At 71.8% G+C, this 23,110-nt stretch carries 20 protein-coding genes, 1 tRNA gene and 1 pseudogene; 12 read left to right on the top strand and 10 right to left on the bottom strand.

Annotated features, from left to right (window positions below):
• Nucleotides 1-63 precede the first annotated feature (63 nt).
• Nucleotides 64-1,890: an AMP-dependent synthetase/ligase gene (locus tag IE239_RS32655; protein WP_190153071.1), complete on the bottom strand. Its 1,827-nt coding sequence runs from the start codon at nt 1,888-1,890 to the stop codon at nt 64-66.
• 518 nt (nt 1,891-2,408) lie between these two features.
• Nucleotides 2,409-3,320 carry a LysR substrate-binding domain-containing protein gene (locus tag IE239_RS32660; RefSeq protein ID WP_190153072.1) on the bottom strand — a complete coding sequence of 304 codons (912 nt, stop codon included), beginning with the start codon at nt 3,318-3,320 and terminating at the stop codon, nt 2,409-2,411.
• 141 nt (nt 3,321-3,461) lie between these two features.
• Between IE239_RS32660 and IE239_RS32665 the strand changes: the two genes are divergently transcribed.
• Entirely contained in the window at nt 3,462-4,475 is a 1,014-nt protein-coding gene (locus IE239_RS32665; RefSeq protein WP_190153073.1) for a bile acid:sodium symporter family protein, read from the top strand.
• A gap of 363 nt (nt 4,476-4,838) precedes the next feature.
• Here the strand turns inward: IE239_RS32665 and fdhD are convergent, their stop codons facing one another.
• Complete coding sequence (fdhD, locus tag IE239_RS32670; RefSeq protein WP_190153074.1) at nt 4,839-5,687, bottom strand: formate dehydrogenase accessory sulfurtransferase FdhD; 849 nt, start codon at nt 5,685-5,687, stop codon at nt 4,839-4,841.
• 316 nt (nt 5,688-6,003) lie between these two features.
• Between fdhD and IE239_RS32675 the strand changes: the two genes are divergently transcribed.
• The 11 genes and pseudogenes from IE239_RS32675 (at nt 6,004) to IE239_RS32725 (ending at nt 15,111) form a co-directional block, all read left to right on the top strand.
• Complete coding sequence (locus IE239_RS32675; protein ID WP_190153075.1) at nt 6,004-7,344, top strand: OFA family MFS transporter; 1,341 nt, start codon at nt 6,004-6,006, stop codon at nt 7,342-7,344.
• Nucleotides 7,310-7,447, top strand: a complete 138-nt coding sequence (locus IE239_RS32680) for an MFS transporter small subunit (RefSeq protein ID WP_190153076.1) — start codon at nt 7,310-7,312, stop codon at nt 7,445-7,447. Before IE239_RS32675 ends, IE239_RS32680 begins: the two co-directional genes overlap by 35 nt.
• Nucleotides 7,448-7,630: 183 nt before the next feature.
• Nucleotides 7,631-8,578 carry a beta-ketoacyl-ACP synthase III gene (locus tag IE239_RS32685; protein WP_190153077.1) on the top strand — a complete coding sequence of 316 codons (948 nt, stop codon included), beginning with the start codon at nt 7,631-7,633 and terminating at the stop codon, nt 8,576-8,578.
• A 104-nt stretch (nt 8,579-8,682) separates the two neighbouring features.
• Nucleotides 8,683-9,006 (top strand): annotated as a pseudogene (locus IE239_RS42550) (GntR family transcriptional regulator); the annotation flags it as partial.
• 169 nt (nt 9,007-9,175) lie between these two features.
• Nucleotides 9,176-9,260: transfer RNA gene (locus IE239_RS32695), tRNA-Leu, on the top strand.
• 520 nt (nt 9,261-9,780) lie between these two features.
• Nucleotides 9,781-10,956 carry an ATP-binding protein gene (locus IE239_RS32700; RefSeq protein ID WP_190153079.1) on the top strand — a complete coding sequence of 392 codons (1,176 nt, stop codon included), beginning with the start codon at nt 9,781-9,783 and terminating at the stop codon, nt 10,954-10,956.
• Nucleotides 10,953-11,354, top strand: a complete 402-nt coding sequence (locus tag IE239_RS32705; RefSeq protein ID WP_069772890.1) for a roadblock/LC7 domain-containing protein — start codon at nt 10,953-10,955, stop codon at nt 11,352-11,354. The genes IE239_RS32700 and IE239_RS32705 overlap by 4 nt, the downstream gene beginning before the upstream one ends.
• Nucleotides 11,351-11,728: a DUF742 domain-containing protein gene (locus IE239_RS32710; RefSeq protein WP_190153080.1), complete on the top strand. Its 378-nt coding sequence runs from the start codon at nt 11,351-11,353 to the stop codon at nt 11,726-11,728. The genes IE239_RS32705 and IE239_RS32710 overlap by 4 nt, the downstream gene beginning before the upstream one ends.
• On the top strand, nt 11,703-12,296 hold the full coding sequence (locus tag IE239_RS32715; RefSeq protein ID WP_190153081.1) for a GTP-binding protein: 594 nt from the start codon (nt 11,703-11,705) through the stop codon (nt 12,294-12,296). Before IE239_RS32710 ends, IE239_RS32715 begins: the two co-directional genes overlap by 26 nt.
• Before the next feature lie 10 nt (nt 12,297-12,306).
• Nucleotides 12,307-13,650 carry a cytochrome P450 gene (locus tag IE239_RS32720; RefSeq protein WP_190153082.1) on the top strand — a complete coding sequence of 448 codons (1,344 nt, stop codon included), beginning with the start codon at nt 12,307-12,309 and terminating at the stop codon, nt 13,648-13,650.
• 222 nt (nt 13,651-13,872) lie between these two features.
• Complete coding sequence (locus IE239_RS32725) at nt 13,873-15,111, top strand: tryptophan dimethylallyltransferase family protein (RefSeq protein ID WP_190153083.1); 1,239 nt, start codon at nt 13,873-13,875, stop codon at nt 15,109-15,111.
• 384 nt (nt 15,112-15,495) lie between these two features.
• Here the strand turns inward: IE239_RS32725 and IE239_RS32730 are convergent, their stop codons facing one another.
• From IE239_RS32730 to IE239_RS32760, 7 genes are all read right to left on the bottom strand, one after another.
• Nucleotides 15,496-16,782, bottom strand: a complete 1,287-nt coding sequence (locus IE239_RS32730; RefSeq protein ID WP_190153084.1) for a flavin-containing monooxygenase — start codon at nt 16,780-16,782, stop codon at nt 15,496-15,498.
• A 442-nt stretch (nt 16,783-17,224) separates the two neighbouring features.
• The gene (locus IE239_RS32735) at nt 17,225-18,001 is read right to left on the bottom strand and encodes a GntR family transcriptional regulator (RefSeq protein WP_229878485.1); all 777 of its coding nucleotides are present in this window, start codon (nt 17,999-18,001) and stop codon (nt 17,225-17,227) included.
• Nucleotides 18,002-18,126: 125 nt separating this feature from the next.
• Nucleotides 18,127-19,128, bottom strand: coding sequence for a proline racemase family protein (locus IE239_RS32740; RefSeq protein ID WP_190153085.1), 1,002 nt, complete (start codon nt 19,126-19,128; stop codon nt 18,127-18,129).
• A 63-nt stretch (nt 19,129-19,191) separates the two neighbouring features.
• The gene (locus IE239_RS32745; RefSeq protein ID WP_190153086.1) at nt 19,192-20,136 is read right to left on the bottom strand and encodes a dihydrodipicolinate synthase family protein; all 945 of its coding nucleotides are present in this window, start codon (nt 20,134-20,136) and stop codon (nt 19,192-19,194) included.
• A 34-nt stretch (nt 20,137-20,170) separates the two neighbouring features.
• Nucleotides 20,171-21,577, bottom strand: coding sequence for an FAD/NAD(P)-dependent oxidoreductase (locus tag IE239_RS32750; RefSeq protein ID WP_190153087.1), 1,407 nt, complete (start codon nt 21,575-21,577; stop codon nt 20,171-20,173).
• Nucleotides 21,570-21,869, bottom strand: a complete 300-nt coding sequence (locus IE239_RS32755; RefSeq protein ID WP_190153088.1) for a (2Fe-2S)-binding protein — start codon at nt 21,867-21,869, stop codon at nt 21,570-21,572. The genes IE239_RS32750 and IE239_RS32755 overlap by 8 nt, the downstream gene beginning before the upstream one ends.
• On the bottom strand, nt 21,857-23,050 hold the full coding sequence (locus IE239_RS32760) for an NAD(P)/FAD-dependent oxidoreductase (protein ID WP_190153089.1): 1,194 nt from the start codon (nt 23,048-23,050) through the stop codon (nt 21,857-21,859). Before IE239_RS32760 ends, IE239_RS32755 begins: the two co-directional genes overlap by 13 nt.
• Nucleotides 23,051-23,110: the final 60 nt, after the last annotated feature.

Below are 23,110 nucleotides of genomic sequence, written 5' to 3' on the forward strand. Positions count from 1 at the left end.
CGGGAGCATGTCGCAGACCCGTCTCGTGCCCGTCGGTAACCCGTTTCACCCCCCTCGGCGAGATCATGTGCGATACAGGGCGTCGACTTCTTTTGCGTAAGCGTTTTCGATCGCCTTGCGCTTCAGCTTCAGCGACGGGGTGAGCAGACCGTGCTCCTCCGTGAAGGGCTGGGCGAGGATGCGGAAGGTGCGGATCGACTCGGCCTGCGACACCAGCGTGTTCGCCGCCACCACGGCACGGCGCACCTCCGCCTCCAGATCCGGGTCGCGGACCAGTTCGACGGGGGTCAGCCGAGGTTTCGCGCGCATCTGCAGCCAGTGCTCGACGGCCTCCTGGTCGAGGGTGACCAGCGCGGCCACGAACGGCCGGTCGTTGCCGACGACGATGCACTGGCTGACCAGCGGATGGTCGCGCACCCGCTCCTCCAGCGGCCCGGGAGAGACGCTCTTGCCACCGGACGTGACGAGGATCTCCTTCTTGCGGCCGGTGATGGTGAGGTAACCGTCTTCATCGAGGGAGCCCAGATCGCCGGTGGCCAGCCAGCCGTCGTGCAGGGTCTCGTCGGTGGCCTTGGGGTTGTTGAGATATCCCTGGAAAACGTTCTCACCGCGCAGCCAGATCTCGCCGTCGTCCGCGATGTGCACGGTCATGCCGGGGATGGGCCGGCCGACCGTGCCGTAGCGGGTGCGGCCGGGCGGGTTGGCGGTCGCCGCCGCCGTCGTCTCGGTGAGGCCGTAGCCCTCGTAGACCAGCACGCCCGCGCCGGCGAAGAACAGGCCGAGTCTGCGGTCCATGGCCGAGCCGCCCGACATGGCGTGCCGTACGCGCCCGCCCATCGCCGCGCGCACCTTGGAGTAGACGAGCTTGTCGAACAGCTGGTGCTGCATGCGCAGACCCGCCGAGGGGCCGGGACCGATGCCCCACGCCTTCGCCTCCAGGGCCTCCGCGTAGTTCACCGCCACCTCCACGGCCTTCTCGAACGGCCCGGCCCTGCCCTCCCGCTCCGCCTTGCGGCGGGCCGCGTTGAAGACCTTCTCGAAGATGTACGGCACGGCCAGGAAGAACGTCGGCCGGAAGGCGGCCAGGTCCGGGAGGAGGGCGGCCGCGTGCAGCTGGGGCTGGTGGCCGAAGCGGACCCTGCCGCGGATCGCGGCGATCTGCACCATCCGGCCGAAGACGTGGGCGAGCGGCAGGAACAGCAGGGTCGCCGCCTCGTCGCCCTTCTTGGAGTGGAACACGGGCTCCCACCGCTCGATGACGGTGTCCGCCTCGAACATGAAGTTGCCGTGCGAGATGACGCAGCCCTTGGGCCGCCCCGTGGTGCCGGAGGTGTAGATGATCGTCGCGGTGGAATCGGGGGTAACCGCTTCCCGGTGCCGGTGCACCACCTCGTCCTCGATGGCGGCGCCGGCGTCGTACAGCTCCTGCACACAGCCCGAGTCCAGCTGCCACAGCTGCCGCAGCCGGGGAAGGCGGTCGATGACGGTGGCGATCGTCATCGCGTGGTCCTCGTGCTCGACGACCGCCGCCGTGCACTCGGCGTCGTAGAGCATCCAGAAGCACTGCTCGGCGGACGAGGTCGGGTAGACCGGCACCACCTGCGCGCCGACGGTCCACAGGGCGAAGTCGAACAGGGTCCACTCGTAGCGGGTGCGGGACATGAGGGCGACGCGGTCGCCGAACCGGATGCCTCGGGCCAGCAGCCCCTTGGCCAGCGCGAGGACCTCGTCGCGGAACTCGCCGGCGGTGACGTCACGCCATTCGCCCCGCTCGTCCTTGCGGCCGAGGGCGATGTGGTGCGGGTCCTCTTGGGCGTGCCGGAAGACGACGTCGGCCAGGCCGCCCACCGGCGGCGCCAACGCCAACCGAGGGTTGGTGAACTCGCGCAAACGCACCCCGCTTCTCATGCCCCCACAGCGCCGTGAAAGCTACCCCACCCGAGGACGGGGCGGGAGTGGGGCAAAACGGGAGCGATGCTGTCGTCTGCACGGGCCGGCCGAGGAAAATGGGCGCACATGGGGAAGGGACGGACAGAAAGCTGACGGCTGAGTAAGTTTCGGTACCGTAATCTCCACCGAATCTGCCCGCAGCGCTTACGCTGCCCGACCGCTTCCACGGAGACTGCTCCCCGCCGCTCGACCGCTCGGGCCGGCTGCTCCCCGCCGCTCGACCGCTTCCGGGCGACTGTTCCTCGCTGCCCGACCGCTTCCGGGCCGGCTGCTCCTCGCCGCCCGACCCCGACCCCCATCCCGCGCCCGGCGTCCGCGAGGCTCCCCCGCTGCCGGACACCGCTGCCGGACGTCCGGCAGCGGTGTCCGGCACGTGGTGGCGACGCCGCCCCTGGGCAGGAGGACCAGCACTGCCGCCGTCCCCTCGCCCGGCGTGCGGCCCGGGCGCACGGGGCGATTCAGCCGCCGCGGGTCGCGGACGGGCCGCGGCGGACGGGCTCCGCCGCCGCGCGCCGGTGCAGGCGGTCGCCGCCGGTGAGGATCGCTGCCGCGAGCGCGTCGGCCGCGCCCTGGGAGGAGGGCCGCCGACGGCCGTGCACCAGCACGAAGTCGACGCGCCCCAGCTCCGGCAGCACCGTGCGTTCCGGGATCCGCACCAGGCCCGGCGGGACCAGGCCCCGTGAGTGCGCCATCACGCCCAACCCCGCCCGCGCCGCGGCGATGAGCCCGTTGAGGCTGCCGCTCGTGCAGACGATCCGCCAGGCCCGCCCCTGCCGCTCCAGCGCCTCCAGTGCCAGGGCGCGGGTGATGCCGGGCGGCGGGAAGACGATCAGAGGCACCGGACGGTCGGCGTCCAGACGCAGTCGCTCGGCGCCGATCCACACCAGCTCGTCGTGCCACACCAACTCGCCGCGCGGGTCCTCGGGACGCCGCTTGGCCAGCACCAGATCCAGCTTTCCGGCGGACAGCTGCTCGTGCAGGGTGCCCGACAGCTCCACCGTCAGCTCCAGGTCGACCTCGGGATGGTCGTTGCGGAAACCTTCCAGGATCTCCGGCAGCCGGGTCAGCACGAAGTCCTCCGAGGCGCCGAAGCGCAGCCGCCCGCGCAGCCGGGTGCCCGTGAAGAACGCGCTCGCCTGCTCGTGGACGTCCAGGATCCGGCGCGCGAACCCGAGCATTGCCTCGCCGTCCTCCGTCAGCTCCACGGAGTGGGTGTCCCGGGTGAAGAGGGCCCGGCCGGTCGCGTCCTCCAGTCGTCGCACGTGCTGGCTGACGGTGGACTGACGCAGCCCCAGCCGCCGCGCGGCCTGCGTGAAGCTCAGCGTCTGGGCCACGGCGAGGAAGGTCCGCAGATGAGAGGGGTCGTACACACCCGCAACCCTACCTCTGTCATCGCGAGACGTGATGACAGTGAGAGCGGTATGCCGGATTCCCGATCACGATGTCCAGGGGGACCATGGAGGGGGCCTTCCAGGCCCGGCGCACGCCCGTCGAATCGTAAGTGGAGCACCGTGAAACGCCTGAGCTGGCCGGGTCGGATGCCGGTCGACCCCTACATCCTGCTGCTGCTCGGAACCGTCGGACTGGCGGCGCTGTTCCCGGCGCGCGGCACCGCCGCCGACGTGGCGTCCGGCGCCTCCACGGCCGCGATCGCCTTCCTCTTCTTCCTGTACGGGGCCCGCCTGTCCACCCGTGAGGCGATCAACGGGCTGAAGCACTGGCGACTGCACGTGACCGTCCTGGTCTGCACGTTCGTGGTCTTCCCGCTGCTGGGCCTGGCCGCGCGCGGCCTCGTCCCGGTCCTGCTCACCGATCCCCTCTACCAGGGGCTCCTCTTCCTCACCCTCGTCCCGTCGACGATCCAGTCGTCGATCGCCTTCACCTCCATCGCGCGCGGCAACGTGCCCGCCGCGATCTGCGCGGGATCGTTCTCCTCGCTCGTCGGCATCGTCGTCACCCCGCTGCTGGCCGCTGCCCTGCTCGGCGGCAGCGGCGGCTTCTCCGCGGACTCGGTCGTCGAGATCGTGCTGCAACTGCTCGTGCCGTTCGTCGCGGGGCAGCTGCTGCGCCGGTGGATCGGCGCATTCGTCACCCGGCACAAGAAGGTGCTCGGACTCGTCGACCGCGGTTCGATCCTGCTGGTCGTCTACACCGCCTTCAGTGAGGGCATGAACCGCGGCATCTGGCACCAGATCGGCGCCGTGCCACTGGCCGGCCTGCTCGGCGTCGAGGCCGTGCTGCTCGCCGTGATGCTCACCCTGACCTGGTACGGCGGGAAGGCGCTGCGGTTCGACCGCGGGGACCGCATCGCCATCCAGTTCGCGGGCTCCAAGAAGTCCCTGGCCTCCGGACTGCCCATGGCGAGCGTCCTGTTCGGCGCCCACGCCTCCCTCGCGGTGCTGCCGCTGATGCTCTTCCACCAGATGCAGCTGATGGTCTGCGCGGTCATCGCCAAGCGCCGCGCACGCGACCCCCTCGACCCGACGGGCGAACAGGCCGAGAGCAGGAGCCCGGCAGCGGCGTGAAGGACCCGGGTCCGCCCGGCCGGGCCATCGGCTCGGCGGCCCGGTACTCCGGTGGGCCGCTCGCCTCTCGACTTCACGGCCGGCGGTCGAGGGTTCCCGACCCGCCGCCCCGGTGGTCCGGTGGCTCGGCGGTCCGGGGTTCCCGGCCCGGCGGTCGGGGGTGCCCGGCACTGCGGGCCGGTGGCTGTCTCGTCGGCTCAGGGCCGTGCATGTCGCGGCCCCGGGAGCGTCCTTCCGCGGTTCCTGCGTGACCCGGTCGCTTCGTGAGCCTCGGTGGCGTCCAGCGCGAACTCGCCCTTTCGGGGCCGCCGTGCTCCGCCGCCCCGACCCGCCGCCCCGGCAAGGTGCTGCGGGGTGGCCGGGTCAGCTCCCGGGGACCGCGGCCCCCGGGGTGATGCGGTCCTCACCCGCGTACACGTTCATGGAGGCGCCCCGCAGAAAGCCCACCAGCGTCAGCCCGGTCTCCGCGGCGAGATCGACGGCCAGGGAGGAGGGGGCCGAGACCGCCGCGAGCAGCGGGATGCCCGCCATCACTGCCTTCTGCGCCAGTTCGAACGACGCCCGGCCCGAGACCAGCAGGATCGTCCGCGACAGGGGCAGGTCCCCGTTCTGCAGGGCACGCCCGACCAGCTTGTCGACCGCGTTGTGCCGGCCCACGTCCTCCCGCACGTCCAGCAGCTCGCCGTCCTCGGAGAACAGGGCCGCCGCGTGGAGTCCCCCGGTCCGGTCGAACACCCGCTGGGCCGCGCGCAGCCGGTCGGGGAGGGCGGCGAGCAGCTCCGCCTCGATCCGCAGCGGGGGAGTGTCGGCGATGGGCCAGCGGGCCGTCGTCCGGACCGCGTCCAGGCTGGCCTTGCCGCACAGGCCGCAGGACGAGGTCGTGTAGACGTTGCGCTCCAGGGTGATGTCGGGCATCTTGACGCCGGGGGCGGTCCGCACGTCCACCACGTTGTAGGTATTGGCTCCGTCCGCCGTCGCGCCCGCGCAGTACACGATGTTCAGCAGGTCGGACGCTTCGGCCAGCACGCCCTCGCTGACGAGGAAGCCGGCCGCCAGCGCGAAGTCGTCACCAGGAGTGCGCATGGTGATGGCGAGCGGCTTGCCGTCGAGCCGGATCTCCAGCGGTTCCTCGGCCACGAGGGTGTCCGACCTGGCGGTGACCGCCCCGTCCCTGATGCGTATCACTCTGCGCCGCTCGGTGACTCGTCCCATGTCGTGATCAGCCCCGGTTCTGTCCCTGACGTGCTGCCGGCCGAAAGGCCCTTGATGTGAAGACTGCCGTGGGCCACCGGGTCGTCGGACGAACGAGGTGACCTTCACCGTCCCATTGTCCAGTACCGGGTGTGTGAGGTCGCAGCCCGCTCCGCAGTGGGCACAAAACGGTCCTGCACGTGCCTGGGTGTCGTTTCGCAAGCGGTTGCGCAAGCAGGCCGGTCCGACCGTTCGGCGCAGCTCGCATACCGTTCACCGCATACGGTCGACGCGCCGCCTTCTCAACGCTCGCGCGGGTTCCTACCGTCCAGGACTCATGAGTCCCCCCGTCGCGCCGCCCGGCTGGAGCCGCTGGCTCGTCCCTCCGGCCGCCCTCTCCGTCCATCTCTCCATCGGCCAGGCCTACGCGTGGTCCGTGTTCAAACCGCCGCTGGAGTCCGCTCTCGGCCTCAGCGGCACCCAGAGCGCGCTGCCGTTCCAGCTCGCCATCGTCATGCTCGGCCTCTCCGCGGCCTTCGGCGGCACCCTGGTGGAGCGCAACGGGCCGCGGTGGGCGATGACCGTCGCCCTGGTCTGCTTCTCGTCCGGCTTCCTGATCTCCGCGCTCGGCGCCGCCGCCGAACAGTACTGGCTGATCGTCCTCGGCTACGGCTTCGTCGGGGGAATCGGTCTCGGAATCGGTTACATCTCGCCTGTCTCGACATTGATCAAGTGGTTCCCGGACCGCCCCGGCATGGCGACCGGCATCGCCATCATGGGCTTCGGCGGGGGCGCGCTCATCGCCTCGCCCTGGTCGGCGCAGATGCTGGAGTCGTTCGGCTCCGACAGTTCCGGGATCGCGCTGGCGTTCCTCGTCCACGGGATCTCGTACGCGGCGTTCATGACGCTCGGCGTGCTGCTGGTGCGGGTCCCGCGCGGTGAGCGGCCCGTCGCTGGCGGGCCCGGCGGCGTGGAAGCGCAAGGAGTGCAGGTGTCGGCGCGCAGTGCGGTGCGCACCCCGCAGTTCTGGTGCCTGTGGGTCGTGCTCTGCATGAACGTGACGGCCGGCATCGGCATCCTGGAGAAGGCCGCCCCGATGATCAAGGACTTCTTCGCGGACACCTCCACGCCGGTCTCGGCGTCCGCGGCCGCCGGCTTCGTCGCCCTGCTGTCGGCGGCCAACATGGCCGGCCGGATCGGCTGGTCGTCGACCTCCGACCTGATCGGACGCAAGAACGTCTACCGTGTCTACCTGGGCGTCGGCGCCCTGATGTACGCCCTGATCGCGCTGACCGGTGACTCCTCGAAACCGCTGTTCGTCCTGTGCGCGCTGGTGATCCTCTCCTTCTACGGCGGCGGCTTCGCGACGATCCCCGCCTACCTCAGGGACCTCTTCGGCACCCATCAGGTCGGCGCCATCCACGGCCGGCTGCTCACCGCGTGGTCGACGGCCGGCGTGCTCGGCCCGCTGATCGTGAACTGGATCGCCGACCGGCAGGAGGCGGCGGGCCGCCACGGCTCGTCCCTGTACACCCTGTCCCTGTTCATCATGATCGGGCTGCTGGCGGTCGGCTTCGTCGCCAACGAACTCGTCCGCCCCGTCCACCCCCGACACCACGTCCCCGCCCAGAGGAAGGCAGCCGATGCCGAACGACAGCAGCCCGAGTCCGCAGCCTGACCGGCGGCCGCTGACCGCCTTCGCCTGGCTGTGGGTGGGGGCGCCGCTCGCCTACGGGCTGTACGAACTCGTACGGAAGGCGACGCAGCTGTTCACCGGGTAGCGGAAAACCCGTGGGGCGCGTGTCCGCTGCGTACACGTGCGACGGCTGGCCGGGCGTCCGAGGCCTATGGGGAAGCCGACAACCCGGGAACCGGTTTCCTGTCGCTTCACGCGCCCCCGTACCCGTGAGTCACTGATCAGACTGGTGGATCCCGCTACCCAAGGCAACGAGGGGGACCCCCCAATGAACGGCTCGCGCATCGCCGCCGTCGGCCACTACCAGCCCGCCAAGGTGCTCACCAACGAGGAACTGGCGGGTCTGGTCGACACCAGTGACGAGTGGATCAGGAGCCGGGTGGGCATCCGCACGCGCCACATCGCCGGTCCCGACGAGCCGGTGGACGAGCTGGCCGCGCACGCCGCCGCCAAGGCCCTCGCGTCGGCCGGACTCACGCCGGACGACATCGACCTGGTGCTGGTCGCCACCTCCACGGCCGTCGACCGCTCGCCCAACATGGCCGCCCGGGTCGCCGCCCGCCTCGGCGTCCCGGGGCCGGCCGCGATCGACGTCAACGTCGTCTGCGCCGGTTTCACGCACGCGCTGGCCACCGCCGACCACACCGTCCGCGCGGGGGCCGCGACCCGTGCCCTGGTGATCGGCGCCGACAAGATGTCCGAGGTGACCGACTGGAGCGACCGCACCACCTGTGTGCTCGTCGGCGACGGAGCGGGCGCCGCCGTGGTCGAGGCCTGTCCCGACGGCGCCGTGCCCGGCATCGGGCCCGTGCTGTGGGGTTCGGTGCCCGAGATGGGGAACGCGGTGCGCATCGAGGGCCAGCCGGCACGGTTCGCACAGGAAGGGCAGAGCGTGTACCGCTGGGCCACGACCCAGCTGCCGCCGCTCGCACGCCAGGCCTGCGAGCGGGCGGGGCTCACTCCCGAGGACCTCGCGGCCGTCGTCCTGCACCAGGCGAACCTGCGGATCATCGAACCCCTCGCGCAGAAGATCGGCGCGGTGAACGCCGTGGTCGCGCGCGATGTCGTCGAGTCCGGCAACACCTCCGCCGCCAGCATCCCGCTCGCCTTCTCGAAGCTCGTCGAGCAGGGCGCCGTCTCCACCGGCGACCCGGTGCTGCTGTTCGGCTTCGGCGGCAATCTGTCGTACGCGGGTCAGGTCGTGTACTGCCCGTGATCCGGGGCGGCCCGGACGGGAACCCCCTCGGGGCCCGGCCGGGGCGCGTCGGCATGAGAGGGGGTCGACCGCGCCTTCCGGCCCGGCCGGCGCCTCGGCGAGGGCTCGCCGGCCGCGTCGGCGTCTCCCGGCAGCCGGTGCGCGAGGCCCTGCAACGCCTGCACCCCTCGTGGGCGGAGCTCGCAACGGCCCAAGACGCCTTCGTGCGTGAGCCGACCGAGCAGCATGCGGGCCGACTCCTCACCGGGTGAACGCTGTTGGAGGCCGAAGCCGCTCGGCCCGCCGCCGCGCACGCGGACGAGGCGGGCATCGAGGCCCTGGCGGAGATCCTGGCGCAGGGACCGCGGGACCGCGGGGCCGCGGGGCCGCGGGCCATGGCCGGCGGCGACGTGCACGCGGCGGTCGCCCCGAGCGCCCGCTTCCACGCGCACAGGGAACCGGCGGCGGAGCGAGCGGGCGGTCACCCGCCGTGAGGCGGTCGCGACGGTGGCTCCCGTACCGGCCCGGCCAGCGGATATGCAGGTGAAACGCACTCCGAAAGCTTGGTATTGTTGTCCATGTCGCCGCCGGGAGCACCCGCGCAGCGGCAGACACCTGGTCCGGGTGGCGGAATGGCAGACGCGCTAGCTTGAGGTGCTAGTGCCCTTTATCGGGCGTGGGGGTTCAAGTCCCCCCTCGGACACTCTTCACTCTCCGTATCGAGCGGCTTCCGTTCGGTGAACAACGGACACCCGTATTCGGCCTGCGCCGGGTGCGGGTTTTGTTGTTTCCGTCCGCTCGGCCGCCCGAATGTCGCGGAAGCCCGTTCACTTGTCGTCCGTCAGCCCGTTCACCTGTCGCCGGTCAGGCTGTTCACCTGTCGTCCGTCAGGCCGTTCACCTGTCGTCCGTCACACGGTTCGCGGGTCGCCCGGCGCGTCGTTCGCGGCTCTCCTCCGGCGTCGTCGGCAGGCCGCTCCGCGGGTGCCCTCCGCAATGGCTGACGATCCGTCAATGTTCATCTTGGTGGCCATATTGGCGGTCTGTGGCTCCTTCTTGTGGTGATACGATCACGCTCGCTTGTAGAGCGGGCGGATGGGTGCAAGACGACATCTCCGACTACGGGGACAGTCCGGGCGGTCACCCCGATGCGGGCGGTCCGCCGGTCCACCCGCAATTGACGGGAATTCAGCAACTGGCCGTCAGTCGCCTGAAGAGAGTCTTATGACTGATTACATACGGAACCCGGTACTCTGGGCTCTCCTCGTCGCCGTACTCGTCGCCGTCGCCCTGATTGTTCGTCAGCGCAGGGCAGCGCGCACGTCAAGGCAGGAGTTCGCAGAACTCCGGGCTCGTCATGCCGAGCTCGAGAACGGGTACGCGAAATCCGTCGAGGCAGCTCAGGAAAGAGCCGAAGAGGCTACGAAGACGGTCCTCAAGTCCGCGATGCGGACGCTTCAGGGCCTCGCCGCGGAACAGCAGTTGATCGTTTCCCGGCTGCAGAACAAATACGGTGAGTCGGTGATTCTCCAGGACCTCCTGGAAATCGACCACACGAACTCTCAGTTCGGTCGCCGTGCCCAGTCCATCGCCGTGCTCTGCGACGGCTGGCTGGGGCGTCAGCGTGACGTCGCGTCGATCTACGACGTGGTCCGCAGCGCGCAGGGCAGGGTCCGTCACTACCGACGGGTGGAGATTCTCTCGCAGGTCGATTTCGGCATCACCAGCCGTGCCGTCGAACCTGTCGCACTGGCCCTCGCGGAACTCCTCGACAACGCCACGAGCTATTCGAGCCCGGACACCGTCGTCGAGATCAACATTCGTACCGTCCCCAAGGGCATCTGCATCGTCGTGGACGACGCCGGTGTCGGTATGAACGACGAAGAGCGCGCCCGTGCCGAGAAACTCCTGTCGAGCGAACGGGTGTCGGGCGTCTCCGGTCTCGGCAACCCGCCGCAGTTCGGCTTCGCGGTGATCGGCGTGCTCAGCGAGCGCTTCGGTTTCGAGGTGTCCGTGGACTCCACCTCCCCGTACGGAGGCGTCCGGGCGGTCCTCCTCCTGCCGCACGACCTGCTCACCAACGCGCCCGAGCAGAAGGAGCCGGCTCCGGTCGTCCCCGCTGCCCAGCCCACCGCCCCCGTCGGCGGGGGCCCGGAGACCGGGCTGACCGCGACCACCACCTCCGACGGCCTGCCGAGGCGACGCCGCAAGCGGCCCATGGCCATCGTGCCCGGCAGCGCGTCGAACGCGCCCGGTCCCTCGCGTTCGGGCGCGGAGACGGCGGCGATCATGGGCGCGTTCCAGCGCGGCACCCGGTCCGGCCGGGCCGTTCAGACGGACCCCGCGGAACAGTCGAGCAGCACCCGTGGTGCAAGCAGCGAAGGGCATGAGTTCTCGTGAACGACGACCTGTCATGGATGCTTGACAGCGCCCTGGAGATCCCCGGGGCCCTGCACGCCGTCCTGATCTCCGCGGACGGCCTGTTGATGGCACGGACGCAGGACTTCGGCAAGGACGACGCGGACCGCGTGGCCGCGGCGATGAGCGGCGTGCAGTCGCTCAGCCGCTCGCTCGCCTTCTTCTGCGAGGACGCCACCCAGAAGTGGCGGCAGACACTGGTCGAGTTCGACGGCGGCTGGGTCTTCCTGATCTCCGCGGGCGAGGGCGCCTACCTCGGCGTGTCCGCCTCGCCCGAGGTCGACATGGCCGACATCACCTTCCGGATGCAGCAGCTCGTCGGCCAGCTGGGCAAGGCGCTGACCACACCGCCGCGTGAGAACCTCGGCGTGCGGTCATGACCGGTTTTGACGAACTGGAGCCTCAGACGCCGGAGTTAGTGCGTCCCTATGTCATCACCAAGGGGCGGAGACTGCCCGACGAGGAGCAGCTGTCCCTCATCACCCTGGTCACGGCGGCCGCCGACCAGCAACAGCGGCCCACCCGCCTGTCGCCCGAGGAACAGAAACTGCTGGAGCTGTGCGAGGCCGGGTACCTCTCGGTCGCGGAGATCGCGGGGCACACCCAACTGCCCCTGGGCGTGGTGAAGATCCTCCTGGCCGCTCTCACCGAAGGCGGCTACCTCATCACCCGCCCACCGGTGCAGCGGGCGCCCCTCGCCGACCGGGACATCCTGGAGGAGGTGCTGAATGGTCTCAGGGCCAAGTTTGGATGAGCAGGCGTACGTCCGCGGCGGCGCGACGCAGACGGCAGTGAAGATCCTCGTGGTGGGTCACTTCGCGGTCGGCAAGACCACGTTCATCGGGGCGATATCGGAGATCGAGCCGCTGTCCACCGAGGAGACGATGACCCGGGCGGCCGAGTCGGTCGACGACCTCAAAGGGGTCCAGGGCAAGACCACCACCACGGTCGCCATGGACTTCGGACGGCTGACGATCAGCGACCGCGTGGTGCTCTACCTGTTCGGGACGCCCGGCCAGCAGCGTTTCGTGCAGATGTGGGAGGACATGGCACGCGGCGCGCTCGGCGCGCTGGTGCTCGTCGACCCCGAGCGGCTCGCGGACTCCTTCGCCGTGATCGACCTGATCGAGCAGTACGGGCTCGACTACGCGATCGCCGTCAACCACTTCGACGGCTCGCCGCTGCGAGACGAGCTGGCCCTGCGCGAGGCGCTGGACCTGCTCGACGACACCCCCGTCGTCACCTGCGACGCGCGGGACGAGAAGTCGTCGGCCGAGGCCCTGATCACGCTCGTACGCCACTTGCAGGACCGTGCCCACTAGGGAGCAACAAATGGACCGACCCACCGCACCCGTGCCCCCGCCCGGGTGCCCGGCGCACCAGCCCGGCGGCAGAGTGCCGCTGCACGGACCGGAGTTCGCGGCCGACCCCCAGGCCTACTACTCCTACCTGCGCCACTACGGGCCCACCGCGCCCGTGGAGATCGCCCCCGGGGTCGAGGCGACCCTCGTCACCGACTATGCGACCGCTCTCCAGCTCCTCCAGGACTCGGGCGCCTTCCGCAAGGACGCCCGCCGCTGGCGGGACCTCAACGAGGGCCGGGTTCCCATGGACAGCCCGGTCGCGCCCCTGCTGGCGTACCGGCCCAACGCCATGTTCACCGACGGCGCCGAACATCTGAGGCTGCGTCAGGCCATTACGGACAGCATGGCCCGCGTCGACCCGCGCAGGCTGAGCCGGAGCACCGAGCAGGTCTCCAACTACCTGATCTCCCAGTTCGGTTCGCGCGGCTCCGCGGATCTGCTCGGCGACTACGCCAAGCAGCTGCCGCTGTTCGTGTTCAACGAACTGTTCGGCTGCACCGCCGACATCGGCGACCGCGTCGTGTTCGGCATCACCGGCATGTTCGACGGCGTGAACGCGGAGCAGGCGGTCGGGGTGATGTTCGGGGCCATCGGCGAGCTGGTGGCACTCAAGCGCGCCCACCCCGGCGACGACGTCCCCTCGTGGCTGATGGAGCATCAGTCAAAACTCACGGACGAGGAGTTGGTCCACCAGATCGCCCTGCTGCTGGTGGCCGGCAACGAGCCCCTGCGCAACCTGATAGGCAACACCCTGCAACGGCTGCTCACCCACGACGCGTACGCCAATCAGGGCGGTCTGATCGACGAGGCGATCGACGACACGCTGTGGGAGAACCCGCCCATGCAGAATCTCGCGCCGCACTACCCGACGTCCGACATGGAGTTCGCCGGACAGAAGCTGCAGGCCGGCGACCTGATGCTGGTCAGCTTCGCCGCGGCCAACACCGGCCCCGCGCTGACGGCGGCCCGCCAGGCGGGCAGCAACCGTGCCCACCTGGCCTGGAGCGCGGGCCCGCACGCCTGCCCGTCCAAGGAGCCGGCCCGGCAGATCACCGTGACGGCCATCGAGAACCTGCTCAACAAGCTTCCCGACGTCGAACTCGCCGTGCCGACCGAGAGCCTGACCTGGCGGCCGGGCCCCTTCAACCGCGGCCTGACCGTCCTGCCCGCCAGGTTCACCCCGGTCCGGACGGCGCCCCGACCCGCTTCCGAGACCCGTGCCGAGGCGCCCCCGCGCCGGGACCAGCCGCCGACACGCGGCAGGGGGGAACGCGGCGTGTGGAGCCAGTTCCTCAACTGGCTGACGAGGTGATTCACACAACACTCGCCAACTCTCCACCATTGCATGACGTTTCAACCTCATGGGTAGTGAGCAACGCGGTATCCCGTGTTGCTCACGAGACAGAGGAGGTGTCGTGGATCACATATCCACCGGCGCCGCGTTCATACGACGCCCCATCGTCGTACACCCCCTGATACCCGCCTCCCCAGGCGGGTATCTTCTTGCCGGCCCTCTTGCGCGGGGTGAGGGCAGATGACCGGCCCCCGCCCCGGCGTCGCGGACACGCTGTCCCCGGACACGCTCGGCGGACACGTCGCAGGCCAGTTACTGCGACTGGGCGAGCACGGGGGGCTGTCCGCCGCCGACACCGAGGGCTACGCACGCACTCTCGTCGAGGCGCTGGGCCCCGTGGCGCGGCGATCACTGGAACTGCCCCCGCCCAGCCGGAGTTTCCTCTCCGACGACCACACGCCGGTGGAGTTCTCCGTCTCCTGCGAACCGGGTGCGGCGCCGAGCCTGCGGGTGCTGCTCGAACCCGGCGCCGGCGAGCACGACCTGACGGGCAACGGCCGTACCGGTCTGCGGGTGCTGCGGGAGATGGGGCGGCGCTGGGGCTTCACCACCGACCGGCTCGACGAACTCGAGGATCTCTTCTTCCCGCCGTCGCCCCGCGGTCCCCTGGCGCTGTGGTGCGCGCTGGAGCTGCGTCCCGGCGGCGTCCCCAAGGTCAAGGCCTATCTCAATCCCGCGGCCTCGGGGGCCGGGCGGGCCGCCGCGACCGTCCGCAAGGCGCTGAAACGACTCGGTCACGGAAAGGCGTTCGCGTCGCTGCCCGAGAGCGACCGTCCCCTGTTCTTCGCACTGGACCTGGGCGACTGGGCGGAACCCCGGGTCAAGGTCTACCTCGCGCACGACGAGCTGTCGGCGACGGAGGCCGGGGCCCTGAGCCGTATGGACGACGGTCCGGATCCGGCGGAGATCGAGGAGTTCTTCCGCATCGCGGCCGGACAGGACACCGGCGTCGCGGCCGGCGGTCTCGAGGCCGGTGCCGAAGACGTCCGCGCCGCGGAGGAGGGGAGGGGGCCACGCGTCGTCCGCCGGCCCGTCCAGACCTGCCACGCCTTCACCGACACCGGCAGCGGCCTGCCGAGCGGCTTCACCCTCTACGTCCCGGTGCGGGACTACGCCCGGCACGACGGCGAGGCACTGGCCCGGGCGACGACGCTGCTCGGCCGCTACGGCCTCGATCCGTCCCCGGTGCTTCGCGCCTCGACCGCGGTCGGCGCGCGGCAGCCGGAGGACGGCGTGGGACTCGTCGCCTATCTGGGCCTGGCCCACCAGCGGGGCCGCCCGCCGCGGATCACGACGTACATCTCCTCGGAGGCGTACGAGGTCCGGCCGCCCGTTCCCGGCCGGGTCGCGAACGCCCGGCCGTCGCAGTCCCTGGCGGCCGTCGCCCTGTCGCCCGCACCGCTGCCGGCCCGCCCGTGACCGGACCACGGGCGCCGCGGACGACCGGACGGCAGGCCCGCGACGCGGCACTGCCCCCCGCGGAGTGACATCGCTGAGCCGGCCAGGAGTGTGACGGCGCCTCGCCCGACGCGGCCCGAGGGGGTCGGTACGCCGACGTGGTCGAACCGCTCCCCTCGTCAGCATTCGAGGTCACCAGAGGTCACCCGAGGTCACCCGAGGTCCCACGATGTCACTCGGGGTCACCCGAGGTCCCGTGAGGTCCCATGAGTCCCCGCACGAGGCCCCGCCAGGCACACGAGGACAGGCGCGTGTGGCCGCACCGGCCGCCCCGGCCGCACGGCGGCCTCGTCGGCGCACGGCCGGGAGCCGTCGCCGCGGCGGGCGCGGACCGCCGCCATGACCTCACTCCTGGCGCAGTTCCTCCAGGTAGGGCGCCACGTCGACCTGAATGGACGTGCCCTGCGACAAGCCGTACTGACCGGCGATGCCCGCCAGGTAGGCGGCGATCTCCTTGCGCATCACCTCCGGCTCCGGCAGCGCCGCCCTGCCCGCCACGATCCGGGCCACCCAGCGGGCCTGGGCCTCCACGAGCCGGGTGACGGATCCGTGCGGGCGGACCAGGCCGATGAAGTGCAGCCCGGGATGGTCGGGCGCGACCACCCGCTTGTAGAGCTCCACCGAGCCCTGCGGGCCGATCGGGCACTCCGGCGGAAGGAACGGGTACGCCATCCGGTACCCGGTGCAGTGGACGATGGCGTCGGCGCGGACCGACGTGCCGTCGGTGAAGACCACCCGGTCGCCGTCGAGGGAGTCGATCGCCGGTTTGGGCGTGACCCCGCCGTGGCGTATGCGGGTGAGGATCTCGTCCGAGATGGTGACGGCCGAGGAGAAGATCCGGTGGTCCGGCTCGGGCAGACCGTAGTCCGAGAGCCTGCCTCGGGCGACGAGCAGGGCCTGCTCCATGAAGCGGCGCTGCTCCTCCAGGGACATGTTCGTCCACCACGGGGCCTCGGCGACGTCGTCGAGGGGCATGCCGAAGACCTGCTTGGGCAGGATGTGCAGGCCCCGGCGCACCGAGAGGACCGTCCGGGCGGCGTGGCGGGACAGGTCGGCCGCGATGTCGACCGCTGAGGCGCCGAGCCCCACCACGACGACGTGTTGTCCGGCGTAGTCGCTGCCGTCGCGGTAGTCCAGTGCGTGGAGAATCGTTCCCTTGAAGCGGTCGGCGCCGGGTGGCGGAGCGGGCATGACCGGCTCGGTGTTGTGCCCGGAGGCGACGATCACGTGGGTGAAGTCGCGTGCGGTGCGCGTGCCGTGGGCGTCCCGGCTGACGACCGTCCACGAACCGCCGGCCGTCCGCCGTACGGACTCGACGGTCGTCCCCAGCTCGATGTCGTCCAGTACGCCGGCCCACTCGGCGAAGGAGCGCAGGTAGGCGGCGACGTCGCTGTGCCGGGGATAGACGGGGTACGACGCCGGCATCGGGTGGTCCGCGAACCCCGTGAGCCGCTTGTTGGTGTTCAGGTGGAGCGACAGATACCCCGGACCGCGCTCGCCGGCCTGCGGCTGCCGCCAGAGCCCGCCGACGTCGGACGCCTGCTCCAGGCAGACGAAGTCGAGCCCTTCGGACTTCAGGGCATGCGCCATCGCCAGCCCTGACAGACCCGCGCCGATCACGCACCGGTTCACGCGTTTCCCCACAGAAACGACACCACCCTTTCGCATTCGGGCAGTTGCATGCCCGATCGGCACTCCCTCCACTCTTCCTGCACCAGCGACAAGGATCACAGCCGTGGTCACCGCCCGGACGTGGCGGGAGGAAAGGGCAGGGGTAGGGAAGGGCTGGGGCAGGAAGGGCTGGGGCAGGAAGAGCGGGGGAGTGGGCAGGGCGACGTGGGACGACCCGGCCGCCGCGGAACGCACGGCTGCGCGGTGTGCCGCCGTGCGTTCCGCGGCGGGGGCCGTGCTAGTGCCGCGGCAGGCAATGTTTGCCCGAGAAGGAGCGGCGTCTGGTGCGTGCTGTCGGCGTGCCGGGCGGAAGCACTCGTACTGGACGTACTCGGGCTTTCGCCCGGTGCGGCGAGAGTGCGTGCCAGGCGTCGTGACGGGGCGAACATTGCCTGCTGCGGCACTAGCGAGCGGCGGCCCACAGCCCCCGCACATGCCCCAGGTGCCGGGTCATGACCTCGCGCACGGCCCGCTCGTCACGGGCCAGCAGGACGTCCAGCAACTCCAGATGCTCCTCGGCCGAGGCCAGCAGACGCCCCGACGCGGACAGGGCGGTGAGGCCGTACAGGCGGGCCCGGCCGCGCAGTTCGCGGACCACCTCGACGAGGTGCGCGTTGCCGGCCAGGGCGAGCAGCCCCAGGTGGAAGCGGGTGTCGGCCTCCACATAGGCGATGAGGTCGCCCGCCACCGCGGCGGCGACGATCTCGCGGGCGGCCGGGCGCAGAGCCTCCAGCGACACCGGGTCGGCGCTCGTCGCCAGCGCCGCCACGGTGGGGATCTCGATGAGCGCGCGGACATGGGTGTACTCGTCCAGTTGCCTGTCGGAGACGTCGGTGACCCGGAACCCCTTGTTGGGAACGGCGGCGACCACGCCCTCCTTCGCGAGGTCCAGCATCGCCTCGCGCACCGGTGTGGCCGAGACGCCGAAGCGGGCGGCCAGCGTCGGCGCCGAGTACACCTCGCCGGGCAGCAGTTCACCCGCGATCAGAGCCGCGCGCAGGGCGTCGGCGACGCGTTCGCGGTAACTGCTCCGCCGGCCCCCGAGCACGGGCAGCGCCGGCGCAGCGGCGGAGGGTGCGGCGGGCGTGGACGTCCCGGCGGCGACGGGCGACGCCGCCGGCCCGGCCGGCGGCGCGGGAGCCGTGGGTGTCTCGCTGCTGGTACGCCGGGCGGCGGCCATGGTGGGTCCCTGGGAATGGTCGGCGGTCCGGGAGGACCGGGTTCGGAACGGACGGTGCCATGTCACTCTGGACCAGTGCACTGTGCCATGTCACGTGACACCGGCCCGCCGCCGCTGCGGCCGTCTCAGAGCACGAACCCGGCCGGGAACGGATCCGTCGGGTCCAGCAGGTACTGGGCCGTTCCCGTGATCCAGGCGCGGCCGGTGAAGCTGGGCAGCACCGCCGGGCGGCCGGCGACCTCCGTCGTGCCGAGGAGCCGGCCGGTGAACCTGGTGCCGATGAAGGACTCGTTCACGAACTCGGTGTGCAGTGGCAGTTCGCCCCGGGCGTGCAACTGGGCCATGCGCGCGCTCGTTCCCGTGCCGCAGGGCGAGCGGTCGAACCAGCCCGGGTGGATGGCCATGGCGTGGCGGGAAAGGCGGGCCGTGGCGCCGGGCGCGTACAGGTGGACGTGATGACATCCGCGGATGGAGGGATCCTCCGGGTGGACCGGCTCCTCCTCGTCGTTGATCGCCTCCATCAGGGTCAGTCCGGCCCGCAGGATGTCGTCCTTGCGGGCGCGGTCGAAGGGCAGCCCGAACTCCTCCAGCGGCAGAATGGCGTAGAAGTTGCCGCCGTACGCCAGGTCGTACGTCACCGTACGGCCGTCCGGCAGGGTCGCCCTGCGGTCCAGCCCCACCGCGAAGGAGGGGACGTTGCGCAGGGTCACCGCCCGGGCCGCGCCGTCCTCGACCGCCACCTCCGCCACGACGAGCCCGGCGGGCGTGTCCAGGCGGATGGTGGTGACCGGTTCGACGACCTCGACCATGCCCGTCTCGACGAGCACGGTGGCCACGCCGATCGTGCCGTGCCCGCACATCGGCAGATAGCCGGAGACCTCGATGTAGAGGACGCCCCAGTCGCAGTCGGGCCGGGTGGGCGGCTGGAGGATCGCGCCGCTCATGGCCGAGTGGCCGCGAGGCTCGTTCATCAGCAACTGCTTGACGTCGTCGCGGTGTTCACGGAAGTACAGTCGCCGCTCGTTCATCGTCGCGCCGGGAACGGCGCCGATGCCGCCGGTGATGACGCGGGTGGGCATTCCCTCGGTGTGCGAGTCGACGGCGTGCAGGACGAGCTTGCTGCGCATGAAGTCCCCTCGTGTAGTGCCCTCGTGCGGTGCCCTTGTGCGGTCCCCTGGCGGGTCGCGGCCTCACGCCAGGCCGGCGGCGACGGCCTTCTCGGTGGCCGCGCGGACCGCGGCCTCCTGTTCGGGCGACAGGGGGACCCTGGGCGGGCGGCAGCCGCCGCCGTGGCGGCCCACGACGTCCATCGACAGCTTGATCGCCTGCACGAACTCGACCCGTGAGTCCCAGCGCAGCAGCGGGTGGAGCTGCCGGTACAGGGGGAGCGCGGTCGTCAGGTCACCGGCGACGGCCGCCCGGTACAGCTCGACCGACGCCCTCGGCAGCGCGTTGGGGTAGCCGGCCACCCATCCCTTGGCGCCCGCGACGGCCAGTTCCAGCGCGACGTCGTCCGCGCCGATCAGCAAGTCGAGTTCGGGAGCGAGTTCAGCGATCCGGTAGGCGCGGCGGACGTCGCCGGAGAACTCCTTGACGGCGTGGACGAGCCCCTCGCCGTGCAGCCGGGCCAGCAGTTCGGGCACCAGGTCGACCTTGGTGTCGATCGGGTTGTTGTACGCCACGACCGGCAGACCCGCACCGGCGACCTCCGCGTAGTGGGCCGTCACGGCCCGCTCGTCGGCGCGGTAGGCGTTGGGCGGGAGCAGCATCACCGCCGAGCAGCCCGCCTCGGCCGCCTGCTCGGCCCAGCGACGGGCCTCCGCCGAGCCGTAGGCGGCCACTCCGGGCATCACGCGGTCCCCGCCGATCGCGGCGACCGCCGTCTCCACCACCCGGGCGCGCTCCTCGGGCGTGAGTACCTGGTACTCGCCCAGCGAGCCGTTGGGGACCACGCCGTCGCAGCCGTTGTCCACCAGCCAGGCGCAGTGCTCGGCGTACCGGTCGAGGTCGACGCGGAGACCGTCGTCGAGCGGGAGTGCGGTGGCGACGAGAACCCCCCGCCAGGGACGGTCGACGGGGGTGGGGGACGGGTGGTCGACGGGGGTGGGCGAGGGGCGGTCGGCGGGGGCGGTCATGCGGGAGTCCCTTCGCTGTGCGGAATGTGACATGTCACTGAGGCGGCGTGGGGTCGGCAGGGGCGGCGAGCACGCCGAGCGGCACGGGCCGTGCCAGCAGGCGTCGGGCCGGGGCGAGCGCGCAGCCCGCGACGCCGGCCACCCCGGGCTCGCACACCCGGCCCTGACACCAGCCCATGCCGGCCCGGGTCAGCAGTTTCACGGTGCGCAGATCACCCGCGCCCAGCTCGGCGACGGCCTCGCGGACGGCGCCCGCGGTGACCTCCTCGCAGCGGCACACGACGGTGTCGTCGGTGACCTGCTCCGGCCACCGCGCGGGCGGCTCGCCGTAGGCGCTCTCCAGCGCCGCGAAGAACGTCCGCAGCCGGGTGCGCGTCCGGGCGGCCCGCGCCCATCCCCGCGGGTCGGGGGCCGTGCCGGTCAGTCTCGCGGCCGCCGACCGGCCGGCGATGTGCCCCTCGGCCAGGGACAGGTCCGCGCCGCCGATCCCCGTGGCCTCACCCGCGGCCCAGACGCCCGGGACGTCGGTGCGCTGTTCGTCGTCGACCCGGACGCTCGCCCCGTCGAGGCGACAGCCGAGACCCTCCGCGAGGTCGGTGTGCGGCAGCAGTCCGTGGCCGACGGCGAGCAGGTCGCACACGATCCGCCGCTCGGAGCCCGGCGCAGGCCGGCCGTCGGCGCCCACCGCGGTGACGGTGACGGACTCCACCCGGTCCTCGCCATGCGCCTCCACCACCATGTGACGGGACATCACCGAGGTCCGCCGGCGCAGGAGCCGGGCCGCGTGGACGGCCCCCTCGGCGAGCTTCACGGGAGTCGTCGCCCAGGTCCGGGCCTGCCGGGCGAAGGCCGCCGGAGCGGCCGTCTCGATCAGGGCGACGACGCGGGTGCCCGCGGCCGCGAGGCCGGTCGCGACAGGCAGCAGCAGCGGGCCCGAGCCGGCGACCACGGCGACGCGGCCGGGCAGCGAGAGCCCGCCCTTCGACAGCGCCTGCGCACCTCCAGCGGTGACCACGCCGGGCAGGGTCCAGCCCGGGAACGGCAGGACCTTCTCGTAGCCGCCGGTGGCCAGCAGCACCGCGTCGGCGCGGACCGCTGCGGACTCCTCCTGCGCCGGGCCGAGCAGCGCATGCACGACGAACCGGCCCGACTCCCGCTCCACGCACCACACATGACGATCACTCAGATGCGTGACGCGCCCGGCGGTGAGATGGACGTCGAGCCCGGCGCGCAGCCGGTCCCAGGTGCGCCGCTGGTGAGCGAGCATCTGGGACCGGCGTGCGCCCGGCCCGGGGACAGGCTGCCGGTAGAACTGCCCGCCCACCGACGGGGCGGAGTCGACCAGCACCACGCGCACGCCGCGGGACGCGGCGGCCAGGGCGGCGGCGAGGCCCGCCGGCCCGGCGCCGATCACCGCCAGCACTGGACGCCGCTCAGTCATCGTGCCCCGTCCCGCTCTGCGTCCGGACGTCCGCTCCCGGCACGGCCGGCACCAGACAGGCGCGCTGGTTGGGGCGGCCGTCCACGGTCACCAGGCAGTCGAAGCACACGCCGATCCCGCAGAAGGCCCCGCGTAGGCGGCCCGCGCCCCGGGTGGTGCGCCAGGCCGTCACACCGGACGACCACAGGGCGGCGGCGATGCTCTGCCCCGGCAGCGCCTGGATCTCCCTGCCGTCGAAGGTGACGGTGAACGGGGTTCCGGGGTGCGTCCGGGCCGGCTTCACCGGATCCATGGTGCGGCCTCCTCGGTGTGACGGTCGGGGTGACCGGGGTCGTCGAAGCGGTCGGGGCGCAGCGGCGAAAGGTCCAGCTCCGGGCTCCCGCCGGCGAGGCACTGCGCGATGAGCAGGCCCGTGCCGGTCGCGAGCCCGATGCCCGCGCCCTCGTGCCCGCAGGCGTGGAACAACCCGGGCACGCGCGGGTCGGGGCCGACGGCCGGCAGATGGTCCGGCATGTAGGGGCGGAAGCCGGCATAGGCGCGCATCGCCCGGACGTGTTCCAGGAACGGGAACAACCGTGTCGCGCCCGCCGCGAGGGCGCGCACCGCGGGCAGTGAGAAGGACCGGTCGAAGCCGACCCGTTCACGGCTCGCGCCGACCAGCACCGGCCCGGCGGCGGTTCCCTCCACGACCGGCGAGGTCTGCAGCGCGGCCGAGTCGCTCGCCACGTCCGCCACGTAGTCGGCGGCGTACACCTTGTGCCGCACCCGTGGCGGCAGCGGCTCGGTGACCAGCACGAAGCCGCGGCGGGGCAGTACGGGCAGTGCGACTCCGGCCAGAGCGGCGACGTCGCCTCCCCAGGTGCCCGCCGCGTTCACCACGGCCGGTGCGCGGAGGTCCCCCCGGTCGGTCCGCACGCCCCGTACGGCGCCGTCCGGGCCGCGCAGGATCCGCGTCACCGTGCGGCCCGTCTCCAGGCGCGCGCCCGACGCCCGCACCAGGTGGGCTGCCGCCAGGGCGGGCATGACCTGGGCGTCCTGTGGATACAGCATCCCGCCGGCGAGCCCGGCCGCCAGGTGCGGTTCCAGGTCCCGCAGTTCGTGCGCGTCGACGGGCACGGCGTCCACTCCGGCCGCGCGCTGTCCGGCGGCCAGGTCCGTCAGGGAGGCGAGAGCATCGGGGGTCGACGCCACCACCAACCCGCCCTTGGCCTCGTACTCGAAGGCACGGGCGAGCCCGTCCCGCGCCAGCTCCTGCCACAACCGGAGCGAAAGCAAGGCCAGTCGGAGTTCCGGTCCCGGCTCCTTGTCGGAAACGAGGAGGTTGCCCTCGCCCGCGCCGGTCGTGCCGCCGGCCACCGGTCCGCGGTCGACCAGGATCACCTCCAGGCCGGCACGGGCCGCGTACAGCGCGCAGGCGGCGCCGACCGTGCCGGCGCCGACGACCACGACGTCACCGCTGGGTACAGGGGTCACGCCAGTAATATGTCACATGGTTCCGAGGGGAGGAAGAAGGCCGGACGGGCCGTCCGCCCG

Origin of the sequence: Streptomyces humidus, assembly GCF_014649655.1 — a bacterium.
Taxonomy (GTDB): domain Bacteria; phylum Actinomycetota; class Actinomycetes; order Streptomycetales; family Streptomycetaceae; genus Streptomyces; species Streptomyces humidus.

What these genes read in the sequence shown, in the direction of transcription:
- IE239_RS32700 (WP_190153079.1), top strand. Translation starts at nt 9,781, where the DNA reads ATGACTGATTACATACGGAACCCGGTACTCTGGGCTCTCCTCGTCGCC.
- IE239_RS32710 (WP_190153080.1), top strand. Translation starts at nt 11,351, where the DNA reads ATGACCGGTTTTGACGAACTGGAGCCTCAGACGCCGGAGTTAGTGCGT.
- IE239_RS32750 (WP_190153087.1), bottom strand. Translation starts at nt 21,577, where the DNA reads ATGACTGAGCGGCGTCCAGTGCTGGCGGTGATCGGCGCCGGGCCGGCG.
- IE239_RS32720 (WP_190153082.1), top strand. Translation starts at nt 12,307, where the DNA reads ATGGACCGACCCACCGCACCCGTGCCCCCGCCCGGGTGCCCGGCGCAC.
- IE239_RS32740 (WP_190153085.1), bottom strand. Translation starts at nt 19,128, where the DNA reads ATGCGCAGCAAGCTCGTCCTGCACGCCGTCGACTCGCACACCGAGGGA.
- IE239_RS32680 (WP_190153076.1), top strand. Translation starts at nt 7,310, where the DNA reads ATGCCGAACGACAGCAGCCCGAGTCCGCAGCCTGACCGGCGGCCGCTG.
- IE239_RS32735 (WP_229878485.1), bottom strand. Translation starts at nt 18,001, where the DNA reads ATGGCCGCCGCCCGGCGTACCAGCAGCGAGACACCCACGGCTCCCGCG.
- IE239_RS32755 (WP_190153088.1), bottom strand. Translation starts at nt 21,869, where the DNA reads ATGGATCCGGTGAAGCCGGCCCGGACGCACCCCGGAACCCCGTTCACC.
- IE239_RS32675 (WP_190153075.1), top strand. Translation starts at nt 6,004, where the DNA reads ATGAGTCCCCCCGTCGCGCCGCCCGGCTGGAGCCGCTGGCTCGTCCCT.
- fdhD (WP_190153074.1), bottom strand. Translation starts at nt 5,687, where the DNA reads ATGGGACGAGTCACCGAGCGGCGCAGAGTGATACGCATCAGGGACGGG.
- IE239_RS32745 (WP_190153086.1), bottom strand. Translation starts at nt 20,136, where the DNA reads ATGACCGCCCCCGCCGACCGCCCCTCGCCCACCCCCGTCGACCACCCG.
- IE239_RS32715 (WP_190153081.1), top strand. Translation starts at nt 11,703, where the DNA reads ATGGTCTCAGGGCCAAGTTTGGATGAGCAGGCGTACGTCCGCGGCGGC.
- IE239_RS32725 (WP_190153083.1), top strand. Translation starts at nt 13,873, where the DNA reads ATGACCGGCCCCCGCCCCGGCGTCGCGGACACGCTGTCCCCGGACACG.
- IE239_RS32685 (WP_190153077.1), top strand. Translation starts at nt 7,631, where the DNA reads ATGAACGGCTCGCGCATCGCCGCCGTCGGCCACTACCAGCCCGCCAAG.